Here is a 21,652-nt window from a genome sequence, read left to right on the forward strand (position 1 = left end):
TGATTTTTAAACCAAAAAGTTTTTCAAGTACACCAACTATGTTATAATTAGGACTTACGCAACAGGCATATTTTTTCTGTAGGGTGCGTGACGCTGCGAGAATATTTCAAGGTAGCCATGAGACTTCTAGCGTCATATAATGTCCGTTGAATTGCCTATAATAAAAAAACCTCACCCCTTCGTTGCGTAGGGACACGGCATCAAAGATATCTCGGACAAACAGATAACTTTGATCGTGCCGTGTCCTGGCTTTTGATTACGGGTAATCGACCGGACATGATATCACGCAACGCACCAATTGTGACACGCAGCTTTAGTCCCGATCATGTTAAATTGACCCTCTATAAGAGTATTATAGTTGTATAAAAAAGGTTTGTGTAGCGAATGTACTAATGTCACGAGTAAAGCTTGCCTATCCTAAAATTCCCGATAGTAAAAACAGTCCTCTCAAGCAATGTATAGCCTTTGAGAAATACGACGGCACTAATCTCCATTGGGTTTGGGAACCTGAACTTGGGTGGTATGCTTTTGGCACCCGTCGGGATAGGTTTGACTTGGATGATAGAGGGATTGCTGAATTTAATCTTGCCCATCCAGGTTTGTCGGAAGCCCCTGAGCTTTTCCTGAAAGATTTTGCTAAGTCCCTGGAAACTATTTTCCTCAATAATCCGCAGTACAGTTGCCCTGAGATTGCAGTATTTACTGAGTTTTTTGGCTTGAATTCGTTTGCAGGGATGCACCAGAAGGATGACCCTAAACAACTGATTCTATTTGACGTACAAACTGACAAGGGTATTATTAGTCCTTTTCAATTCATCCAAAATTTTAGTGGATTGAACATTGCACGAGTTGTTTATCGTGGCAAGCTAACTGGCAAGTTTATCGATGATGTGCGTGAAGGAAAATATGGTGTGGCGGAAGGAGTTGTGTGCAAGGGTGGCAGCAGTAGCAAAGATCTGTGGATGGTGAAGATTAAAACTTACGCCTATATGCAACGACTGCAACAAGCTTTTGAGCGGGATTGGGAAAAATACTGGGAGTAGGCTATCTAAAATCGGAATGCTCGCCGGAAAATCGCAGCACTTGCGCTCCTTTATTTCAAATCTTTAGCTTTGAGCATTGTCATTAACTTGTAAGGAAACTCAATGTATGTCACTCTTAGATAAGAACTGCATTTCTGGAATTAAGCAGTGGAACTGACAACTCTCTGCGGAAACTCTGTCAGCCGTTTGGGCTTCGCCAGCCAATATCTGCGAGAATCAACTTGCGTTGACACTGCATTTAACGCCAGCATCAATTACTTTTTCTTCTACAACCTGTCATCCAAACAGTTTCTAGATGAGCTAAAACATTTATTAGTTAATAGACGGGAAGCATTGTTCATCTCCACAGGCAGCGAACATCGAAACCTGGAAGCACTGAATCGGGATCTCGACCAAGTTTGTCAAACGCTGAATATAGATGTCGTGGATGCATTCTTTGCAGAATATCTCTCTCCTCGCGACGAACCATCTGATATTTTGGCAATGCTCAATACACTCCGTGCTTGGAAAGAAAAAGGACGCATTCGCTACGTCGGAGTTAGCACTCACAACCCTTACATTGCTCTAAACTTAATTGAAAATCAACAATGCGACGTGCTGATGTACCGCTACAATATGGCTCACCGCAAGGCAGAGGTGGATATCCTGCCTGCTGCACGCCAAGCAGGCATACCCGTTGTCGCATTCACTTGCACCCGGTGGGGTACTTTGTTGGAAAAACCTGCAAACTGGTCAGAGGCACCTCCCACCGCCGCAGATTGTTACCGATTTGCACTACAGTATCCAGGCGTTCGCCTAGCGTTAACATCCCCGGCAACTAAAGCCGAGTTGGAAAGCAATCTCAGCGTTCTGCACGCGCCACCCATATCCCCGCAAGAACTGGCACGATGGCGGCGGTATGGCGATTTGGTTTACGGTAGTGGTCAAGATGCGTTTGAAACTCAGTGGCCTTAACTAACCATTGTTTTTTTCCACTTTTTACTCAAGAAAAGGTTTGTTGGCTATAACGCTTGATTTGGCGTTACTTCTTGCTCGGTTTATGGTTCAGAATTATGCTCAAATTTTGGGTAAAAGCACAGCGCGATCGCTCCTGAATGTTCCAAAAGCGCGATCGCATTTCTTCTTGCTAGGATAGAACCATGTTATCTTCTGAACATTGCTGCTATGGCTGAGCCAGTACAGTACATAACGAACGAGCAGGGAGAGCGAGTTGGAGTTTTGTTGGACTGGACTACCTATGCTCGATTCTCCAAGCTATTGGAATTAGATGAAGATTGTTTGGTTGGTATGAGCCTTGATGAGCTACGAGCGCTGGCAAGTTGTAAATTGGCTTTAGTCGATCAAACTCGTTTGGATGATTTAGTGACGAGAAATTCAGAATCTTTGTTATGCGCCCAAGAGATTGCTGAGCTAGATGATTTGTTGGCAAAAGCAGATCAATTGACCATTCTCAAAACTCGTGCCCGATATACGCTGAAGTGCCTGGAAGCAGATATGACGGCAGCATGAGCGTTTATATTCGGGTTACGTTATAACGACAAGTTATATGATGTCCGTTGAATTGCCCATAATAAAACATCTCACGCCGTCGTTGCGTAGGGACACGGCATCATAGATATCTCGGACAAATATATAACTTTGATCGTGCCGTGTCCCGGCTCCCGATTATGGGTAATCGACCGGACATGATATTAGAGATCGCTTTGGTGAGTGCTGTGCCTACTGCCGAACCGCAGAATTCCTCACAGCTATGACATTTGAGATTGAGCATATTGTGCCTCTTTCAGTGGGTGGAGAGACGGTGTTTGAGAATCTTTGTTTTGCCTGTCCTTCTTGCAATCGCCATAAGAGCGATCGTCAGACTTCTATCGATCTAGAAAGTGGTAAAGCGGTTGCGTTGTTTCATCCCCAAATGCAAGTTTGGACGGAACATTTTGCCTGGATTGAATGTGGGAGAGAGTTGAGGGGACTGACAGCAGTTGGTCGGGCTACAATCGCGGCATTACAAATGAATCGTCCGGCGTTGGTTCGAGCAAGAGCAATGTGGATTAAGTTGGGTGAGCATTCACCAGAGTTAGATTGAGAAACCTGCGATCGCTCTGGTTCAAAATCGCTGCAATCTTGATCTTGATCCCCACCATTGCTTGAGTGTTTCTTTGAACCTGAAGGCAGTTTTAGAGTTTGATTACAGCAGAGCGATCGCAGGACAGTCGTTCAGCGCACTGATGTCGATAGCTTCTACGGCAGTCCAAACCAGGTGGTTAGCGCGTCGGCGAGCCGCTCTGCCAAACCTACTCAAATCTACAATTGAGACTGGTTAAGGCGTGGCTTCCTGCTTCCACCAAGGGAGTCGGCTCCTTCTTGTCCACAGGCGTAAATTCGGGAGCAGCTCTCCCTACTCGCTCTAAGTTTAAGGCTGCATTCAAGTCTCTATCACATGTCCACCCACATTTTTCACAGTGAAAAATCCGCTGTCCAAGTGATAAAGACTGTTTCACCTCACCACAACAATGGCAAGTTTTAGAACTCGGAAACCATCGAGAAACAACGAGCAGTGAGGAACCATAAAGTTGACATTTATATTCCAACTGTCTCTTAAATTCGTAAAAACTTCCATCAGCAATAGCTAGGGCTAATTTTCCATTGGCTAACATCCCGCTGACATTTAAGTCTTCAATTACCACCACACCGTGGTTCTTGGCGAGGTAGGTTGTTAACTTGTGTAAGTAGTCACGGCGAATGTTAGCAATTTGGCTATGCAACCGCGCTATTTTTGTCTTGGCTTTGAGCCAATTTTTCGAGCCAAGTTGTTTTTGCCGATGGCTCCATTGCTGGTGAGCCAGCTTTTTGAGCAACAGTTGGCGTGTTTTTTTCGCTCCGGGAAATACTTCCCCAGTTGAAAGTGTCGCTAAATTTAATATTCCTAAGTCTACCCCAACAATATCAATTGCTTTTGGGGTACATTTGGGTTCCACCTCTAGTTTAAACGAAATGAACCATCGATCCGCCTTGCGGCTAATCGTTACTGTCTTTAGTGTGATGCCAATAGGCAAACGTTCGTATGTTTTTAATACTCCGATGACAGGGACTTGTATCTTGAAGGGGCTGATGATTTTGATTGTCCCTTCTAAGGTAAATGAATCGTTTCGTCCTTTTTTCTTGAATTTTGGCGCAGCAGCTCTCTTTTGAAAGCATTTTTTCCACGCTTCTCTTAAGTGCATTAATGCATATTGAGGAGCTGTTTTTGATACTTCATAGTACCAAGCATGTTTGGATTTGACTAATGCTACTAGCCATTTATGTAAATCTATGGCACTGGGGAATTTGATTTTATCCTCTGGGTAGGTCTGATTGTGATTTAAGATGGCCTTAGTTAATCCTAATCCCCAGTTCCAAGCATGACGTGCTACTCCTGCATGTTTGGCAAGCAGTTGAGCAATAGAGTTTGTCAGTTGGATTTGAGTTTTAAATCCGAGTAGCACGTGGTGGGTTGGTCTTGACTATCTGCTCTTGAGTGTAATTATGCAATTGGCTTGGTTTGGGAAACTCCAATCTTCGCAAATGTTTACACTTCCTGTGGGTTTAGAAAGATTTAAGTAGATTTGGGCAGATTTTTTGTCACTGTTGTTAGCCCTGTCCACCCACCGGGGGATGCACGTGTGCAGCATCGCCAGCCAGCAAGACCCGTCTTTCGCGGTAGGCCGCAGCCTGACGAGTCATATCGGTGAACCTGGAGATCCAGGTGGGACTGTGGATTCCGTAGTCTGTCCCGTATACGGCGATCAGCGCTTCACTGACATCGCGCAGGGTCGGTTCGCTGGCGGCTCCTACCTGCTGTTCGGTCAGCACGACGCGCGCCCGCCGCCCATCCTCCAACTTGCCAATCGCGTGAGTACCGACAGCGTCGTTGCGGAAGCCCCATTCCGGCTCCTCGAACCACTCGACCTCGGCAATCAACCAGCTCGTCGTCGGCTCCCACCCGGGGAACTCGATGCCAGCTGCTTTACGGATCTGACTGCGTCCTCCGTCGCAGCCGACGAGATATTCCGCCCTTAAGCGTTGACCGTCGGACAGCTCGACATTGACGCCGCCTTCGTCCTGCGCGAAACCCGTCACTTCACGTCCGCGATAGATCGGTACCGCCAGCTCGCCGACCCAGCCAGCCAGGATGCGCTCGATGTGATTCTGCCACAGCGCGAGGAGGTAGTTGTGGCGGGTGGGAAAGTCGCTGATGTCCAAAGGGATCTGGTGGAAGCTCACGACCGGATGTGTTTGTCCCTGCGAGAGAAACCGATCGGCGATGCCGCGCTGATCGAGTACTTCGATGGTGCGTGAGTGCAAACCGCCTGCGCGCAAGCCAGCGAGGTCCTGGCTGGCGCGCCGCTCGACAATGGCGACATCGACCCCCGCCAGCGCCAGCTCGGCTGCCAACATCAGCCCCGTCGGACCTGCTCCGGCGATCGCCACCCCATGTTCGGTCATGGTCACGCTCCGGCCCGCGTCACGCACCTCGCCACTAGCGCATCACATTCCTCGACCACCGCGACAATGTTGTAGCCGCTCACGCAGGCGGTACCGGAGGTGGGCCGGACGAATGAATATGGTGGCGCACTTATCATCGCTGTTACTGGACTAGGAAAGACTGTTATAGGTACTGAAATTGCTTTACGGATGCTGCCTCTGGACAGAGCTAATCATACCATATTGATTGCACCTGATGGAGTACGTGAAAATTGGGAGCAGCAACTTGAAAATCGCAATAGGAATTTTTAAATACCTTTCTAAGAAAGTTATACGCTCAGATTTACGAGCGGCTGGTGCAAAGTTTCGCTCCTCTATCCACAAATCCTGTGCCACTATCGTCTTCTCTGAGCTTCCAGAAAAGGCTAGAACAATCTTAGAGGATATAACCAACTTGCAGGACATGGGGGAGGCTCTAGAAAATATAGAGCATCCTATTGACCCAGAGGTAGAGCAGGTGTTTGAATCACCATTACCATTAGACGTTGATGAAGATTTGAGGGATGAAACTAGAAACATATCCTCGCCAACTCCAGAAGCAGTATAAAATGCTGAGTTACCCGGAGATAGTTCAATCGATGACTTGGTAAAAGATTCTACTTTAGTTAGAGAGCAACAACTTTTAAAACTGAGTAAAACCAAGCTCAAAAAGTTAGCTGGTGAATACAACATCTCAGGCAGAAACAAGATGGAGCATCACTCGCTAGCTGCTATCCTGGCTGAAAAAATGCAAGTTACCTAAGAAATCTTACCATCAATACCCATTGGATTGGTGGGATTTCTTTAGTTTTGCTTTGATAGGCAATTGGTGCTGTCGCACAGTAATTATTGCGACACGATAGGCGCTGTCGCGCAGATAATGATAGCATTCAAAAGGAGAGTATCATGTGGATCTCCCGTAATTAAGTTGATAAAATTTACTAATATTAAGGGAAACAGCCGAGCAATCGAGAACGCAAATTGTCGAAATTAGTGATGCCATAACCTAGTCGCATAATTAACTTAATTTTATTGTTAATTCCTTCCATAACAGCGCTAGTTGTGTGGCTAATAAAATAATTAAAAATTTCTGATAAATGTGACCGAATAGTGCGAGTAACTTTTCCATAAAAACTTGAGCATGGATTAACCATTGAGACATCCGATGCTTACCAGATTCTACACTTTGACAATTCTCATAGATGTCTCGAAATTCTTCTTTCATTTGGTAAGCGATTCTCAAGCAAGCTGATTGATTTAAAATCAGCTCTAATGATAATTTCTCTGATTCGGTCAAATCTTGGTGATTTTTCGTGCCGTAGATATCTACTTCCTTTGGCCGTAACTTTAGCTAATATGCGAATTTTATTTAACCGTTCGTTAACTAACTTCATGACATGAAATCTATCAATAACCACTGCTGCATTAGGGTATACTTCCCTCACAACTTTACGAAACCCAGCCCACATATCCACGCTGACTTCTCTCACTTTCTCTCTTACCTCAATCGGTTGCTGCTTTAGGACTTCAATGATATCCTTCTGTTTATGACTATCAATAACTTCCATCAGAGAAGAGGAGTCAATATCGCTAACTACAGTGACAAAATTTCCCCGACCTTTACGCTTACTGACTTCATCTATACTCAACCGCTCAACTTGACTCCAATCTTTTTTTTTCATTTGATTGCTGACCGACTTAAAGATACTTTCAACTATTTCTGGGCTTAACTGTTCCTCACGTCCCACCTGTTCAATGTTAGAATAAAGCACTCGTTGGTAAACCTGCGCTTCATATCTTTTTGTCTGTTTATGCCTCCAAGTAATAAAATCCAGTTTTTCTGTGAAATATCTTTGACAGCGACGACAGTAGAACTGCCGCCTCGGTACTCGCAAATATACTGGTTGACCAAAGGCTCTTCAATCTCGCACTAATAAAATTGTCTGACGATGTAGCTCTTGACTTGATTGGGAGCAACGATAACAATTAACTTGTGCCGAATCGATTTTGATATCGAAAAAGATACATCCCTCTACTTGGCTGTATCGTTCTACAGTAATCCCCGGCAACTTGAGTAAATCATCAACAGGAGAGTTCATTGTTAAACAGATCTCCACCTACAATTAGCGTAAAATCCGAATCAATCCCTGTCATCGGCATTTTTTTGGGACTTGGCAAGCCCCAATGTCTTACTATATCAGTATTTCAGCTTTTTTATCAATGGTTGTAGCGACGAAATATTATCTAAACTTATCAACTTATGTACGGGAGAGCCAAAGATGCAACTTGGGCAATTGTTCAAGAGATTATTGCCCAAGAATGTCCAACAGCAACTATCTGTGCAAAACCGCAAGAATTGAACCCTACTATTTCGGGAAAACCTATCCCGATGACCTATCCCCTGATGCTGTACGGAGAACCTAATCCTCTGCCCGTTTCTACTTGCATCGATGCTATGCGCGGGTACGGTAGATGTCATACTACCAGAAATTACGAACCATTCAAACAATATGGATTTAAGGAAGGAGATATAGCGATTGCACAAAGTGCAGGCGCGGCTAGCGCGATCGCAGACGGAGGTTCTGTGCAAGTTGCCTTCCGGGTGGGCAAACAATACCCGATTACAAAAGAAATGATTGCCGACCCAACTTACCAACAACAATGGGCAGAAATGGAGAAACATAACGCCAAAGCACTGCCACACTTATTTAAAGATAAACCCCAAGTATGGGGACTGCACATGGAACCGCTGGGGAATTATGTTGATGGAAAAATCTTACCATTTCCTGTCGTCAACCGGGAGCATTTGCCGTCACATCCTAAAACTATTAGCGCACCGATTAATATCGGTTCGCGAAGCAGCGATCCTTTGGGTGCAGCACTGACTAACCCCACACTCAAAGCTAAAGAATTGGGTAAAATTAAACAAAATTATCCGGTTTCCTTCCTGACAAACCCGTTTGTACCTGCTGGAAGTTGTCGTGCCGAAACTTGGCCTATTGACAAACCCGCAGGCGTCCCTTTTGTTTCGGCAGAACAAGCATATCAGTATTACAAAGAAACCGTGACAAAAGGCGAACCCAGAGTGCAACTAATGACTGCAATTATTGCAGCCAAACTCCAGCAGCACCCTCGTTTGTTTGAGGCGATAAAAGACCGGGGTGGGGTGGAATGGTTGGAAAATTGCACCCATTACGTGACTTCCAGCAGAGACAATTATTGGGAAGGAAAAGGGAAAGATTCTCCCTTTATTTGTGCCTTGATTGCAGGGTATTCGCGGGTATTGGAAACAGCTAAAACGGATGTAGCAACGTCGCAAGTTCCTGCTGTGGGAGAAGCAGCACATTCGCCACCAGCACTAACCACCGCAGGAAAGAACGCTACCCTTCCCCCGAAGACTTGTAACCCTCTCGCCAACATCCAACCTCTAAACGAAAAGGTTGCTCGCAATTTTCCTAAAGATAGGGCAATGGCTGAAGTTGCTACCCAATTTATTGGCACTTCAGCTAACCCCAATACACCCAGTTCTACTGCTAATTACGAAAAAGCTTGGGGAGAACTTGCTAATACAGGAGTTTACTCTGCAAATGATATCATTATGGTTTCTGGTAACGGCCCCTGGCGTGCTTCAAATGAACAAATCGAAACCGCTTTTAAGAACCATTATGTTCCGCTGTTAGAGAAAGCGCGAGCGTCACGAAGTTCTTTTGTAGTAGGCAACGCTTCCGGCACCGATCAATTAGTACAAAACTACCTCAAAGAAAACGGTTATTCTCTAGAGCAAGTTAACGGATACACTAAAGCTAATCCACCCGAACTCACTGCATCTGTTTCTACTGCCTCAACCCACCCAGCTATTCCCCAAGCTGGGGTGATGGCAGAAACCATCAATACCTACGAACAAACAACTTTAGAAACGCTAAGAACCTGGTATGCCGCCGCCGATAAATTAGGAAAATCTTCGGAATATTTGGCAATAATTACAGAAGTTGCCGACAGTTTTAAATCTGGTCAAGCTTTATCAGAGCCAGCGCTTATTGCTATGAACAAAGACTTAGAATCGCTTCGTTCCCTCAATCGTCTGACCCAAATTACTCAAAGAATTGCCGATGTTTTGGGTACTCCTATTACTGATGGTTCGACTGAGGTTAAAGGCAAAACTTACGATCTCCAAGTCAATCCTCTGAGGAAGGATTTATTAATTTCTCAAAAAGATGGGATGGTTGTTCTAGATATTAAATCCGGTGAAGTGCAAGCTCATCAAGTTGATGCCCAAGTTATCAGCACTTTCGAGGAAATTAATTTCCGAATAGATAGTGCTTTAAGTGAGGTAAAAAAAGAGTATTTGAACCTGTAAAACGAAATTTTGGGATATGCCTCCGCAACGCTTGTGCGATATGCCTCCGGCACGCTGCGCGATCGCCTTATATTCTGAAGATGAGTTTCTTCAGTTACTCCCAAGCCTCGTAGCGATCGCATTCTCATAAACTTTTACCTCATTGACTAAAACTCGATACATCTAGCGTCTGTTTGGCAGAGAATTCGTACAACCTGCCGCATTAAACTGTTGAATAATCCTAGAGGCGTTTGATAAGTTAAGCAATGATGAGTTTGTTGGAATTCTTAGAGGTCTGGGAAACTCATAAGCCGAAATACCTGCCCCATTTCTGTAAATACCTGCTAGTCCCAGCCGATTTCCTTGTCTAATAATTAATGAGCGACCAAAAGACCGATTTGTGCGAATTTGACTGTTGGATACATTGCCTATGTCGAAGTCCGCAGAACTCTCTCCAGATCCCATGAAAATAATACATACTCTCCCTCTTACATTTGAAGGAAAAATACTAATTGATTCCTCTATTCCTCCCCATTGTCCCAGGAAAGGCGCTACTGCTGGATCAACCCTTGACCAACTTGTCACAAAAGATTCGAGCGCTCGTTTTTCAGATAAAGTCCTTCTATCTTCTGTGGGTAAATTTGCGCTAGACGGCACTGTATTGAAAGTTCTGAGTAATTGCCGTAGTTCTGCATTTGTTGGATATCGCTGAGATTGTGCCAAAACTGGTGACGAACCAGTAGCCCAAATTGTCAAGCTAACCATTAAGCCAATTACCGATCGCTCTTTCATCCCTTTCTCCGCGTTTCCACCATCCCAATTTTCTATCAACTAAGAAGTAATCAAAAACCGTAAATTTCGGTAGATTTAGGCTTTTCAGTATTTTTAGATGGAGATAAAAGCGCTCCCCGCACCCGTAATAACACGCAGCAGGCCAGCATAAATAGGCAAGGTATGCGTAGGTGCGATCGCGGATCGGAAGCGAGGCATATCGCACTCTTCCAACACAACAACTCGCGATCGCTTTTTGATCAACTCCACTTCAGGGGAGAGATGTCCGGTGATAGCAGGCACATTTTGCATAGAGTTAGTTTCTCGCTGGAATCGATCTAACCAATTTATGCTACAATAATTATTAATATTGCTGTTTAGATGTTATTTATGCCAGAAGTTGCAAGATTTTATGGAATAGTAATCAAAATTTTCTTTGGAGATCACCCACCGCCTCATTTCCATGTCATTTATGGTGAATATAATGCTTTAGTCAGCATTGATTCTCTAGAAATTATTGAAGGAGATTTACCAAATAGGGCTGAAAAAATGGTATTAGAATGGGGTACGTTGTACCAAAAAGAACTGCTGCATATGTGGAATAGCCAAGAGTTTATTAAACTTCCACCTTTAAAGTAATTGAGAGTTTTTTATGCAACCTTATCGGATTGTTTCTGCTCAAGCTATTGACGATCGTACTTTGATGGTTAAGTTTAACAATAATGAAATCAGAAAGTACGAGATTTCTAAATTATTAGAAAAACCCATGTTCGCGCCCTTACGTAATCCAGGTTTTTTCAGAAACTTTAAAATAGAACCTGGTGGTTATGCTCTGGTTTGGAATGAGGACATTGATATCAGCGAATATGAACTTTGGCAGAATGGAATCAGTTTCACAGATGGGGAAATCCAGCCTCATCTTGAATCTACACATCATGTTATTCATTAAGAAATAAGCGCGGTTTTTTCAGGGAGATCGTGCGATATGTCTCCCTTCCGCTGCGCGATCGCACTCTCTGATTTGACAAATGCGATAATGCTACGCATCGCTGAGCGCTGACGCGCACGCTACGCGAACGCGATCGCAACGCGACTTTTTTGGAGAGATTACCCTTGTTTTGAGTCTTTGAGACGTTGCGATAATAGGCAATCTTCAAAACTGAAAGCTTCTTCATCTAAAAAGCTAGCGATCGCCATTTCGATTGCAGCTTCAAGGGAACATTCTAGCTCAGCCGCTTTTTGAAGTAGAGCGACTTTTACGTAGTCAGGCAAATGCGGAATTAGCGAATGAATAGCTTCTGGTGGCAAGTGCTGGATGTTGAGGGTTTGAGTCATTGTTCTTTGGGAATTTTGACGTTATAGGGCGGATTTGTAGCTTGAAGGATGAGGGTTTCTAATTCATATGATAACCCTGGTCTTTGCCATTGGTTGAGTGTAACGTAGGCGATTCGCACATCATCTGGATCGTAGCGATCGAGCCAGCTCCACAGAAAGGCTTTGTGTCCACCGCGTAGTCTATCGCGGAGGTTTTTGGCTTTGCCGATGTAGAGTAATCCCTCAATGCGATGCCGAAAGGCGTACAAACCAACTCTGGCAGGAATTGTATCGAAGTCTCGGCTGAGAGGATGGCATAGATCGAACGGGGTAAAAGCAAGAGTATCGAGGATTTGGCGTGCTTCTTCCTGAATCGAGTTGGTCATGAAAATTGGCAGCGAGCGCAATTTTTCCATCCTACAGCGCGATCGCACTCCCATCCCCACCAGCACTCACATCCCAAAAAGCGCGATCGCACTCTCATCCCCACTAGCACTTACATAGCGAAAAGGGCGATCGCACTTTCTCCTCTATATCAACATATCTCTTTCCTTCCACTCCAACTGTTGATTTATGCTACTTAAAGTTGACCAGATAGCCTGGTAATCAGATTCGCAGTTGAGAATAAACTATAGCATCTCTCAAAATCAATTGAGTGGACTACTAAACACGACCCTCTTGCTTGAGTTGCCAAAATATTTCTAGAGGATTACGAGTCCAGTTAGTAACGTGATACAAGTCATTTTCTCTGTATCTAATTCCTTGTTTTTGCTTGTCTGGCAAGTTATTATATTCTGGTAATTTTTGAATAAATTGATTCCTTTTATCTTGGCTTGTTTGATTAACTTGAAAGTGAAGATGAGTTGAATATGATGCTGTACCAACAGCGCCAATTTGTTCACCAGCTTTAAACTCTTTTCCAAGCATTGCATTCTTAATTGTACTATAGTTACTGCCATTATATTTTAAGCGTCCTTTATTTGTCTCTACTTCACTCATGTGTACATACCAATAAAAACGCCCATCATCCCCTTGTATTTCAACACCTATACCTTCATTATTGAAAGCAGTGAAAACTTGAGTAACTTTACCACCAACTAAAATTTTTACAGAAGTTTCTATTCCATTAGGAGTATCAATATCTATACCCTCATGCCAAAACTTCAAGTCGTTATAGTATCCTTCATCGATATAGCCTGATGAAGAAGCATATTTGCCTTGACCAATTTCTCCTGGTGTATAGGCTTTTCCAATAAGCTTTGTAGTTAATTGATTGTAGATTTCCATAATTGCGCCTTGACCTTGGTATTTTATAACTTCTCCTAAATTTTTACCTGGCATTTCATCAGCCCAATACTTGCCAGTAATTCGAGTGTTGTCACTGGCAGCCCAAAGCCAGTCTTCATCTGACCAAGTATAGAATGAAGGCATCAATGAGTCATTTCTCCAGTTGCCATCGTTATGAATACTTTGCTGTATACTTGATGGGAAGGAAAAGGATAATAACGATGTCAAAAGATTCCCTTGTTCAATTTTCGTATTACTTGTAATTAATTGATCGCCATCTTTAATATCATCAGAAATTGTCCTAACTGTTACAAACCTTGGCTCGGAATCTTGCGTAAATTTTTCATACCATAGCATGATTCCTTGTGGCGGTAGCTTAATTCTTTGTTCCCATTTCCACTCTTTCCAGTTAATAGTAACTAGGTGATATTTATTCTCATTTCCTTTTTCAGGTACAATCTGAGTCCATACTGAGCCAGTATAATCTTTAGGATCAAGGTAAGCTTCTGATTGTATACCTATACTTTGACTCTCCTGTAAAGCCTTAATAAGATAAGGATAGGTATTATCTCTAATTAAGTTTTGCAAATCTTTACGATCCCAAGGATCAGCACCAGTTCGGATTAATGTACTTCCCATTGAAAAACCGCTAGAAGTTCCGCCTCCGCTAACTCCACTTGCTACTTTCTGAACATTGTCAGCCCAAAAATATCCTTCTCGACCATCATTAAGCCGCACTCGATACCAATTACGATTGGCAACTGTGGAGTCATTTGTTGTCACTTTTTCCAACAAAGTGAAAGTTGTACCAGTAGATATTGCTTGAATTAACGTGCTTGAATTCGCCCAAGGGTATGTACGGAAGTTAGTGTCTCCTGTTAGTCTACCTCTTCCGCTTTCAGGCGTTTGGCTAAGGATAGAAGGAGATCCTGTTGGCTGAGGTTGAGGATTAGTTGGGAATGGTTGAATTTCTTCTAGGTTGACATTAATCGTCGAAAAGCCAGTCCTATCGTAATATTGGACATGAAAATCGTATTCGCCTGATTCATTAACTTTGAATTGAACTGTCTTTGCAGGTTCAGTAGCACTGCGATCGCGCCAATCTCCCCCATCATTACCGGGTGCAAGATTATTAATCCAGTTATCAGTCCCAGCCTTTTTAAGCATGAACCACGTACCGTCATCGGATTGGGTCGTGATTTTGTAAGTTTTGCCAGCCTCTAAATATGTGCGAGTCCATGCCAACATCGCAAAGTAATCATTTTGCACTCCGTTTGCTGGGCTTCCTTCACCAAAATCTTTATGGAGGCCGATCAGTCCATTGCCCTGTTTTTGTTCCCCAAGATCCACAACCGCCGCAGGATTAGTGAAATCATAGCTATTGTAATCAGCTACATTCCCTTGATTGCGGTTGATAAACCTTGCATTCCAATGGTTAGCTGAAATATTAGGCCAAATATCTTGACCTTGCCAATTTCTTTTAATGCTACGACCATCATAAGTTTCGGCAATAAAGCCATTTTCAAAAGCTTGATAAACTTTATAGCCATTGAAATTAGAACGCTCCTGTGACATTGTGGGGAAGCCTAAAACTCCATCTTGCCCACCCACAGAGCGGTAGGCATTCAGAATACCCCCTTGAACTCGGTACGGGCCACCAGTAGTAATTTGCTGCTGTTGTCCGTTATTGTCGATGTATTTCTCCCAACCTCCCAAAGCTGATTGACCATCTTTGAGCAAGAAAATACTATCCCCATCTCCCTTCGGACTAGCTGTGAATTCTTGAATCCATCCATTATTAATGCGACGAACTGAACCAGTTGGTTGTCCTACAGTTGACGGATTCCAGTACCCATAATCATTCTTCCACTGCAACTCCGTACCGTTGGGCGCACCTTGACCTACCAAATCAAACCGATCTTTCAGGTAGTAAGTTGGCGTGACAACTCCATTTCGATTTGTCAGCATTCCTCCTTCAAAATAGGCCACTTCAGTCCCATCAGCCTGTCTGATCGCGGATGAAACTGGTACGCCTAAACCAGAATCAACTGCAAACAGTCCATTCAGATCGTTAGGGCTGTTAAAGTAAGTATTCGTGTAGTAGTCAGCAATTGCGCCTCCCAAAGAGAAAGTACCGTATTTGCTCTGATAGATAGAGTAATAACCCCTTGTTTGACCTGGTTGCTGGAAGAAAGATCGCCGAACGGGAGTACCAAAGTAAGTATAGCGATCGGTCGGATCGATATAGTTGGGATTACCCAGATTAATCCCTTGATTTGTTAGCCGATTATATTCAGCCAGCATATCACCACTCAGCGTCAGGCCATTGGAGAACGAGCGGCTAGCATTAATATCAAATGGTGCTGTCACCTGGAATGCACCAGTAAAAGTATTGCTTGCAGCACCAGACTGGTCATAAGCAATAGCCTGCAACTCATAGTTACCAGTTGCTAAATCGTCCATACTCAAAGAGAAATTTGCCCATTGAGCATCCCTGTTCAAACTTTCATTACGGCTGAAAAACTGCCAATCATTACCATTTTGTTTAAGCCAGAAATCTACTCTAGAAATGTCATTGGCTCCATTGCGATCGAAAACTTTACCATTTAACTCAACAGTTGCGCCAACGTTGTAGCTGTTACTTGTTAAGTTAAACTGCAAATTTTCCGGTGCTGTGTTTCTGGGAATAGCAGACAAACTAAAGTTATAGTTAGAACCACCAGACGCAAAAGGTTTCAATCGGATGTAGTAAGTACCTGGAGTTCCCGGATATGTACCAGCCATATCCGAACTAAAATTCGGCGCGGGAGTATTTGTACTCCAATGCAATTCAATACCATTATTAGTCGCCTTATACAGTTGAAAATCTACGCCAGGATTTAATCCATCTACGCGCCAATTCAGGTTGCTATCATTATTTAATTCAAAGCGGTAATAATCAGATGGATCGGCATCACCTAAGAAATCTTGAAAAGTTTGAGTGCTATTAAGTACGCCAATATTCCGTGCTTGATTAAAGCTGTTTCCCGCATAATCTGGCGGTACAGTTGCCACTGGTGTAGCAGTTCCCAATCCTAATGTAGAAAATGGCGGAACTGATGCACCGGGCTGTGTTGCCCCTGAAATTGTTGGTAAAGGAACTCCCGCACCGTAAGTATACCAAGTTGCATAACCACTTGGCTGCACGCTCAAGTAACCATTAGCATAGTAATGAGTATCTAGCCCATTACTCGTAACAGTCTTAGCAAATGTTCCGGCATTACTTGGAACTTGTCCTTCACCTGGATTTGGTGCTTGTCGCGAGAAAAACCCATTAATCGTGAAAGGCTGAATAAAAGGTTGATTGTTCGACCCACGACGCGGGTAAACTTCTAGCAAATAGCGCCCTTTGTTCAGATTCAATAATTGGAGTGACTGAGCTTGATCGGGTCGAATTGCACCACTAGCAAACAATATCTGACCATCACTATTTGCATCTCCTTGCCCGATTATTTTCTTAGCTAGCAGCCCGATTTTATCAGCACTAGACCCTATTTTGAGCGTTAAATTTCCCGGCTCACTTACATCTAACCAATACTGTACTTTCGCCGAGTCTGGATTAGCTGGATCGTAGTTAACTTGACTGGAAATATTTAATTCAGCAACCTTCTGTCCATCGGGGGTTTTAAATTGTGCAGCACCAGAAAAAGTAGCAGGCAAATCGGGAATAAATGCACTCGATAAGTTGTAGTTCTGAACAGTGGTGTACTGAACGGGAGGATCTAGCCAAAAATCAGGACTTTGATAAGAATCAACGAGACTGGTTTTGAGATAATAGGTTCCAGGGTCAACAAATATACCTCTAGTCATTGAGGTTGAGTTGGAATCTCCACCTCCTCCAGCAGCACCTCCCGATATACCAGTGGGTGCGAATGAAAATTGACGCGATACTGGTTTACCATCTGTTCTCAACCACTCTACAGACGGCAACCATTCTGTACCATTTGTGCGCGTAACTGTGTAGCGTAAATAACCCGGTTGCTCAATCGTAACTTCATAATATTTCTCGCGATTATTGATATCAACTGTATCGCTATCGGAGAAGTTAGGATCTAGTTGCACCGCCGCTGTCGCTAGAGTATTTCCACCACTCGCAGCGCGATCGCTAGGCGTTACTTTCCCTTCTCCATCCCAAGTAAATGGTGCTACCCAAGGGAAAGGCGTGTAAGTTTGCGGTGTTGTTTTCTTCGCTAATTCGATCGCCGCTACTGCATTTAATAACCCAGCGCCCGTTTCTGCATCCCATCCCGGCGTTTTCACATCCACCGCCGTCAATTCGAGAATATCAATAACTTGCCTGTAGCTAAGATCGGAATTTGCCGCCCATACTAAAGACGCTACACCCGTCGCCCTCGCTGCTGCAACGGAAGTCCCCGCCATCATACCTACGCCATCTTTTACGGTAGATAGCACGGGATTATCCCTTGTGCCACCTTCAGTTAAAATATCTAAACCCGCACCATAACTGGAATAGTTGGCCCGATCGAACTCATTCGATGCGCCAACAGTAATAATATTGTCAAACTCCTGGGATGCTTGCCCCAAAACTGACATGACACCGCCATCGTTACCAGCAGCGGTAACAATTATTACCTGGTTCTGACGCGCATATTCGATCGCTTGCCGTTCTTTGGGTGTAAACTCATAGCGCGTGGTGACGCTACCATCCGGGTTAACTTGGGTTAAGTCTAAGCTGAGGTTAACAACAGCATTGCGCTGTCGGGAAGCACGCGCCGCATCCACAAATTCTATCAGTGAATCTGCCCATCCCCCAAAACCAACCGCACGCCCTAACCAAATTTGGGCTTTATCGTTAATCCCATCGATGCCAATCCCATTGCCTTGTATGGCAGCAATCAAGCCTAAAATATGGGTGCCGTGTTCGTTTCCTTCACAGGGAGAGAGTAGGGGGTTGTTGTCGTTGGAAATGCGATCGCTTCCCAACACCACCCGCTGATAATCAATATCAGGATTATTCCCACTAAACCCTGTATCAATGATTCCAATTAATGGCTGATTCCGGTCAATCAAGGGCGTCGGATCTATTGGTGGTGTTGGATCAACTGGCAGTTTCGGATCGACGGGTGTCGGATCAATTGGTGTTGGATCAATTGGAGTCGGATCAACTGGTGTTGGATCAATTGGAGTCGGATCAATTGGTGTTGGATCAATTGGTGTTGGATCAATTGGTGTTGGATCAATTGGAGTCGGATCAATTGGTGTTGGATCAACTGGTGTCGGATCGATTGGTGTTGAATCTACTGGCGGTTTTGGATCGATTGGTGTCGGATCTACAGGTGGTTTTGGATCGACGGGTGGTGTCGGATCAACTGGCGGCGTTGGATCGATTGGTGACTCAGGTGTAACAGAATCAATTAATTGCTTACCTTGTTCAGAACCCCGCCAATCTTTAGCTGGATTAATCACTTCATCCAACTTTACTGCCAATCCCGTCGCACCCGTTACCTTAAAAATAATGTCGTTATAATCCTTATCAGATCCGGTATCAACCCGCCAATCTTCCATAACAAAAACACTACCCGCACCGTTGAAATCGGCAATTTGTCCCGTATGAAACGCTTGATTGGGATTCGCAGTCACCAAAGAAAATAGCGGACGAATAGCACCCCCAATATTGGGATCGTTAAACACCTGCTGCACCGTTCCATTCGGCACTAACATGAAGCCAAATTTATCCCCTGGCTTCATATCAAACGTCTTGATGCCTAGATATTTACTATCGTTATAATTCCCGTCACCTAAACCGCCGCTTGCCTTAGCGTCTTCAGTTGCGTCAGAAATGACCACATAACCTTGGGGAGAATTGGAGAGCGATCGCTTTGCCACTTCTTTAATAAACTCAGCCGTTCCTGGCTCAAATTTATCCAGTCCTTCTAAGCTGAAAACAGCTAATTCGCCTTTATACCAACCCCCATCAAATACAAAATCAACCTCAACTTTTCCAGTTGACCCTACGGTAAAATATCCAGATTCAATCTTCAAACCCGTCAGCGAATCGACCTGGCTATTTGGGTTAGATTCCTTAGCTTTTTCTATAAAATTCAGGTCTAAACTATATTTAGTAACCCCACTAACTTGAACAACGCGATCAAAATAGTCTGCTCCTACTATAAAATTATCAACACTTATTTCTTCTGAATTTGTGCCACTGGCATTAGAACTAGATAAAACCTCCCCTTTGCTATTGAGGAGTTCCAAATCGGCATTATTGGTAAGACCACCGAGAGTAAGTTTAAAACTCCCCGTCCCGCTGAGATTGAATTTATAGAGATCAAATGGATTGTTACTATCAACTGCACCCAAATAATTTTGGCTCCCCGTTAGGTTGCCAAGGTCAAAGGTAGACATATTCGGTTCTAAAATTTCTGTAAAAAGCTTTGAATTTGGTTATCGGCGTTCTACTCAGGTTGATATCGCTAAAAACCCGTTGTGAAAATTCCGCTCCCTTGTCATTAATATTATTTTTATCGCTGCGAGCAAAACCGAAAATATACCGAATTATTTGTATGAATAAAATGTAAAGCAAGTTGCAAAATTATGAAGTTTTCATATACTGATGTTAAAATCTATTGTAGCAGGATATACGTGCAATATTTTTATACTTGCGTGTTTACACTTACGCAATCGATTAATGAGATAAGTAACCTTGTCGATAGCCTTGACGCCTTAAAGACTTGGCACGGCTTTTTGATCGCTGCCGCACTGGGGTGAGGGGTGGGATATCAGCGAAGGGTTTTGCGGTGCTTTAACTGAGGTAAAAAAAGATTTTTTGAAACTTTAAGTTTACTATTAATTACTCTCCTGCCTGTATTTTAAGTAGATTGACCAGATGATCTGACAACCACTTTCCAGCATCTCGCAATGCTTGAATTCTGGGAGATACTAAAGGAATTAAACCCCGTTGTTTAGCTAGGATAATTAAGCGACCTGTTCCAATGGTAGTAATACTTAAACTTTGGCTACAGCGACGTGCTGCTCTATCGTCAATAATTGCAGCACAATCGGGATTTGAGCGCTAAGCTTAATACTTCTGATTCTCCTTTACCTAAATCCCAGGCAGCTACTTCTGGTGCTATGGTTACAATTTCTACTTGTTGCGCCCAAGTGACGCTAGATAATTCTCTTGCAGCTGCATCGTTTTGACCTGCTGCTGTAATTTCATCCCACACACCTGCTGGTACTAGAATTTCCGAGAACAGTTGAGGTAGTAATTCAGCTTGTTGACTTTTAAATAAAACAATTAAAGGTAAGGAGTTAATAATAACTCGTTTAATCAACATTTGCCATTTCCTCTGCCAACTCTTCAGCGGTATATTGCATGAAGTCTACTTGGTAACGAGACAAAGCGTTGATGAATTCAGCCCTAGTAATTCCAGCAATTTCTGCTGCTTTGCTTTGAGATATTTGTCCAAGTTCGTACCATTTTACTGCGGCTGCCAGTCGCATCTCTTGAACAAATTCATCGGGGTTTTTGCGAAGAGCAGAAAATGCGGTTTCTGGTAGTTGAATAGAGATAGATACCATTTAATTTTTCCTATTTTACAATTAACAAATTATCGTCATTTATGGCAGTGTATTATAGCATAAATCAAAAAATCTAGTGAATATTCAAAAGCGATATGGGGTCAGGGTGCGGTTATGACCCCGATCAATGCGATAAGTAACCTTGTCGATAGCCTTGACGCCTTAAGGACTTGGCACGGCTTTTCGACCACTGTTGAACTGGGGTGAGGGGTGGAATATCAGCGAAGGGTTGTGCGTAGGCGGTAGCCGAGGCGTCAGCCATCGCCGATTGTTTCGTTAGATGAGCCAAAACATTACCAATAAATCGACAACAGCGGTGAGGTTGACTCACAACTTGCTCTTCACAAAATCGAATTACGACCCAACCTGCTTCTACAAAAAAGCGATTTCGGTAGTCATCTTTCCCCGCAAAGTGAATTAACGTACCATCCTTAGCCATCGGCTCATCAAGTTCGACATCAATATGTAGATTTGTTATCGGTTCGCGAATCAAATAATCCACTACAAAAGGTCGTTCCTGTCCTGGTACTATCACCTGCTGCTGAGGATAAACCCAGTCTTTAAAGTAATGATTTAAGTAATCTAAAAATTCTTTTTCTGATACGCCACAGCGCACGTCACCCATCCCAGAAGTAGAAATTTTGGGCGAGAGGTCGGGCAAGGTTGTGTTTTGAGCGGGTAGTAAAAGAATTGGGTAAATTCCCAGATTATTGCTCATACATTATTTTAATAGCCTGACTCGATTAATCCTGGCTTTAATTCAATAAATCAAGATATTTTAAAGGATAGTAATTCATCAGATCCCCAAAAGCCAAGA

The 21,652-nt window shown here is 43.6% G+C and carries 19 protein-coding genes and 4 pseudogenes; 9 read left to right on the plus strand and 14 right to left on the minus strand.

The window, feature by feature from the left end:
• The first annotated feature begins 392 nt into the window (after nucleotides 1–392).
• The 4 genes from MiSe_RS12770 (at nucleotide 393) to MiSe_RS12785 (ending at nucleotide 3,126) form a co-directional block, all read left to right on the plus strand.
• Complete coding sequence (locus tag MiSe_RS12770; protein ID WP_226579690.1) at nucleotides 393–1,043, plus strand: RNA ligase family protein; 651 nt, start codon at nucleotides 393–395, stop codon at nucleotides 1,041–1,043.
• A 147-nt stretch (nucleotides 1,044–1,190) separates the two neighbouring features.
• On the plus strand, nucleotides 1,191–1,997 hold the full coding sequence (locus MiSe_RS12775) for an aldo/keto reductase (protein ID WP_226579693.1): 807 nt from the start codon (nucleotides 1,191–1,193) through the stop codon (nucleotides 1,995–1,997).
• 210 nt (nucleotides 1,998–2,207) lie between these two features.
• Nucleotides 2,208–2,552 (plus strand): hypothetical protein, encoded by a 345-nt coding sequence (locus MiSe_RS12780; RefSeq protein WP_226579695.1) that lies wholly within the window; start codon nucleotides 2,208–2,210, stop codon nucleotides 2,550–2,552.
• 181 nt (nucleotides 2,553–2,733) lie between these two features.
• Nucleotides 2,734–3,126 carry an HNH endonuclease gene (locus tag MiSe_RS12785; protein WP_226579821.1) on the plus strand — a complete coding sequence of 131 codons (393 nt, stop codon included), beginning with the start codon at nucleotides 2,734–2,736 and terminating at the stop codon, nucleotides 3,124–3,126.
• A 208-nt stretch (nucleotides 3,127–3,334) separates the two neighbouring features.
• Here MiSe_RS12785 and MiSe_RS12790 read toward each other — a convergent pair whose 3' ends face one another.
• Together MiSe_RS12790 and MiSe_RS12795 are read right to left on the minus strand one after the other, a co-directional pair.
• Nucleotides 3,335–4,525 carry an RNA-guided endonuclease InsQ/TnpB family protein gene (locus MiSe_RS12790; RefSeq protein WP_226579697.1) on the minus strand — a complete coding sequence of 397 codons (1,191 nt, stop codon included), beginning with the start codon at nucleotides 4,523–4,525 and terminating at the stop codon, nucleotides 3,335–3,337.
• A gap of 148 nt (nucleotides 4,526–4,673) precedes the next feature.
• Nucleotides 4,674–5,525: pseudogene (locus tag MiSe_RS12795) on the minus strand (FAD-dependent monooxygenase); the annotation flags it as partial.
• 265 nt (nucleotides 5,526–5,790) lie between these two features.
• Here MiSe_RS12795 and MiSe_RS12800 point away from each other — a divergent pair.
• Together MiSe_RS12800 and MiSe_RS12805 are read left to right on the plus strand one after the other, a co-directional pair.
• Nucleotides 5,791–6,111, plus strand: coding sequence for a hypothetical protein (locus MiSe_RS12800; RefSeq protein ID WP_226579701.1), 321 nt, complete (start codon nucleotides 5,791–5,793; stop codon nucleotides 6,109–6,111).
• 36 nt (nucleotides 6,112–6,147) lie between these two features.
• The gene (locus tag MiSe_RS12805; protein WP_226579703.1) at nucleotides 6,148–6,306 is read left to right on the plus strand and encodes a hypothetical protein; all 159 of its coding nucleotides are present in this window, start codon (nucleotides 6,148–6,150) and stop codon (nucleotides 6,304–6,306) included.
• A gap of 184 nt (nucleotides 6,307–6,490) precedes the next feature.
• On the opposite strand, the gene MiSe_RS50885 is transcribed toward MiSe_RS12805, so the two are convergent.
• The 4 genes and pseudogenes from MiSe_RS50885 to MiSe_RS12815 all read right to left on the minus strand — a co-directional run bounded on the left by MiSe_RS50885 (nucleotide 6,491) and on the right by MiSe_RS12815 (nucleotide 7,642).
• Nucleotides 6,491–6,697, minus strand: a complete 207-nt coding sequence (locus MiSe_RS50885; protein ID WP_264196472.1) for a transposase — start codon at nucleotides 6,695–6,697, stop codon at nucleotides 6,491–6,493.
• Nucleotides 6,698–6,738: 41 nt separating this feature from the next.
• Nucleotides 6,739–6,840 (minus strand): annotated as a pseudogene (locus MiSe_RS50890) (hypothetical protein); the annotation flags it as partial.
• Nucleotides 6,841–6,886: 46 nt separating this feature from the next.
• Nucleotides 6,887–7,438, minus strand: a pseudogene (locus tag MiSe_RS50895) (transposase); the annotation flags it as partial.
• A gap of 24 nt (nucleotides 7,439–7,462) precedes the next feature.
• Complete coding sequence (locus MiSe_RS12815; protein WP_226579705.1) at nucleotides 7,463–7,642, minus strand: hypothetical protein; 180 nt, start codon at nucleotides 7,640–7,642, stop codon at nucleotides 7,463–7,465.
• A 161-nt stretch (nucleotides 7,643–7,803) separates the two neighbouring features.
• Between MiSe_RS12815 and MiSe_RS12820 the strand changes: the two genes are divergently transcribed.
• Nucleotides 7,804–9,900, plus strand: coding sequence for a hypothetical protein (locus MiSe_RS12820; protein ID WP_226579707.1), 2,097 nt, complete (start codon nucleotides 7,804–7,806; stop codon nucleotides 9,898–9,900).
• 162 nt (nucleotides 9,901–10,062) lie between these two features.
• Here the strand turns inward: MiSe_RS12820 and MiSe_RS12825 are convergent, their stop codons facing one another.
• Together MiSe_RS12825 and MiSe_RS12830 are read right to left on the minus strand one after the other, a co-directional pair.
• Nucleotides 10,063–10,671, minus strand: coding sequence for a hypothetical protein (locus tag MiSe_RS12825; protein WP_226579709.1), 609 nt, complete (start codon nucleotides 10,669–10,671; stop codon nucleotides 10,063–10,065).
• A gap of 93 nt (nucleotides 10,672–10,764) precedes the next feature.
• On the minus strand, nucleotides 10,765–10,962 hold the full coding sequence (locus tag MiSe_RS12830; protein WP_226579711.1) for a hypothetical protein: 198 nt from the start codon (nucleotides 10,960–10,962) through the stop codon (nucleotides 10,765–10,767).
• Nucleotides 10,963–11,040: 78 nt separating this feature from the next.
• On the opposite strand from MiSe_RS12830, the gene MiSe_RS12835 reads away from it, so the two are divergent.
• Both MiSe_RS12835 and MiSe_RS12840 read left to right on the plus strand, forming a co-directional pair.
• On the plus strand, nucleotides 11,041–11,289 hold the full coding sequence (locus MiSe_RS12835) for a DUF4160 domain-containing protein (protein WP_226579713.1): 249 nt from the start codon (nucleotides 11,041–11,043) through the stop codon (nucleotides 11,287–11,289).
• A 13-nt stretch (nucleotides 11,290–11,302) separates the two neighbouring features.
• Nucleotides 11,303–11,599, plus strand: coding sequence for a DUF2442 domain-containing protein (locus MiSe_RS12840; protein ID WP_226579715.1), 297 nt, complete (start codon nucleotides 11,303–11,305; stop codon nucleotides 11,597–11,599).
• A 158-nt stretch (nucleotides 11,600–11,757) separates the two neighbouring features.
• Here MiSe_RS12840 and MiSe_RS12845 read toward each other — a convergent pair whose 3' ends face one another.
• The 6 genes and pseudogenes from MiSe_RS12845 to MiSe_RS12875 all read right to left on the minus strand — a co-directional run bounded on the left by MiSe_RS12845 (nucleotide 11,758) and on the right by MiSe_RS12875 (nucleotide 21,553).
• On the minus strand, nucleotides 11,758–11,985 hold the full coding sequence (locus MiSe_RS12845) for a hypothetical protein (RefSeq protein WP_226579717.1): 228 nt from the start codon (nucleotides 11,983–11,985) through the stop codon (nucleotides 11,758–11,760).
• The gene (locus MiSe_RS12850) at nucleotides 11,982–12,350 is read right to left on the minus strand and encodes a GIY-YIG nuclease family protein (protein ID WP_226579720.1); all 369 of its coding nucleotides are present in this window, start codon (nucleotides 12,348–12,350) and stop codon (nucleotides 11,982–11,984) included. Before MiSe_RS12850 ends, MiSe_RS12845 begins: the two co-directional genes overlap by 4 nt.
• 277 nt (nucleotides 12,351–12,627) lie before the next feature.
• On the minus strand, nucleotides 12,628–19,659 hold the full coding sequence (locus tag MiSe_RS12855) for a S8 family serine peptidase (protein WP_226579722.1): 7,032 nt from the start codon (nucleotides 19,657–19,659) through the stop codon (nucleotides 12,628–12,630).
• A 445-nt stretch (nucleotides 19,660–20,104) separates the two neighbouring features.
• Nucleotides 20,105–20,591: pseudogene (locus MiSe_RS54455) on the minus strand (PIN domain-containing protein).
• Nucleotides 20,581–20,835 (minus strand): UPF0175 family protein, encoded by a 255-nt coding sequence (locus tag MiSe_RS12870; protein ID WP_226579728.1) that lies wholly within the window; start codon nucleotides 20,833–20,835, stop codon nucleotides 20,581–20,583. The pseudogene MiSe_RS54455 and the gene MiSe_RS12870 overlap by 11 nt, the downstream one beginning before the upstream one ends.
• Nucleotides 20,836–20,959: 124 nt before the next feature.
• Nucleotides 20,960–21,553: a putative endonuclease domain-containing protein gene (locus MiSe_RS12875; protein WP_226579731.1), complete on the minus strand. Its 594-nt coding sequence runs from the start codon at nucleotides 21,551–21,553 to the stop codon at nucleotides 20,960–20,962.
• Nucleotides 21,554–21,652: the final 99 nt, after the last annotated feature.

The sequence above is a fragment of the Microseira wollei NIES-4236 genome (assembly GCF_020521235.1).
In the GTDB taxonomy this organism is placed as follows: Bacteria; Cyanobacteriota; Cyanobacteriia; order Cyanobacteriales; family Aerosakkonemataceae; genus Microseira; species Microseira wollei.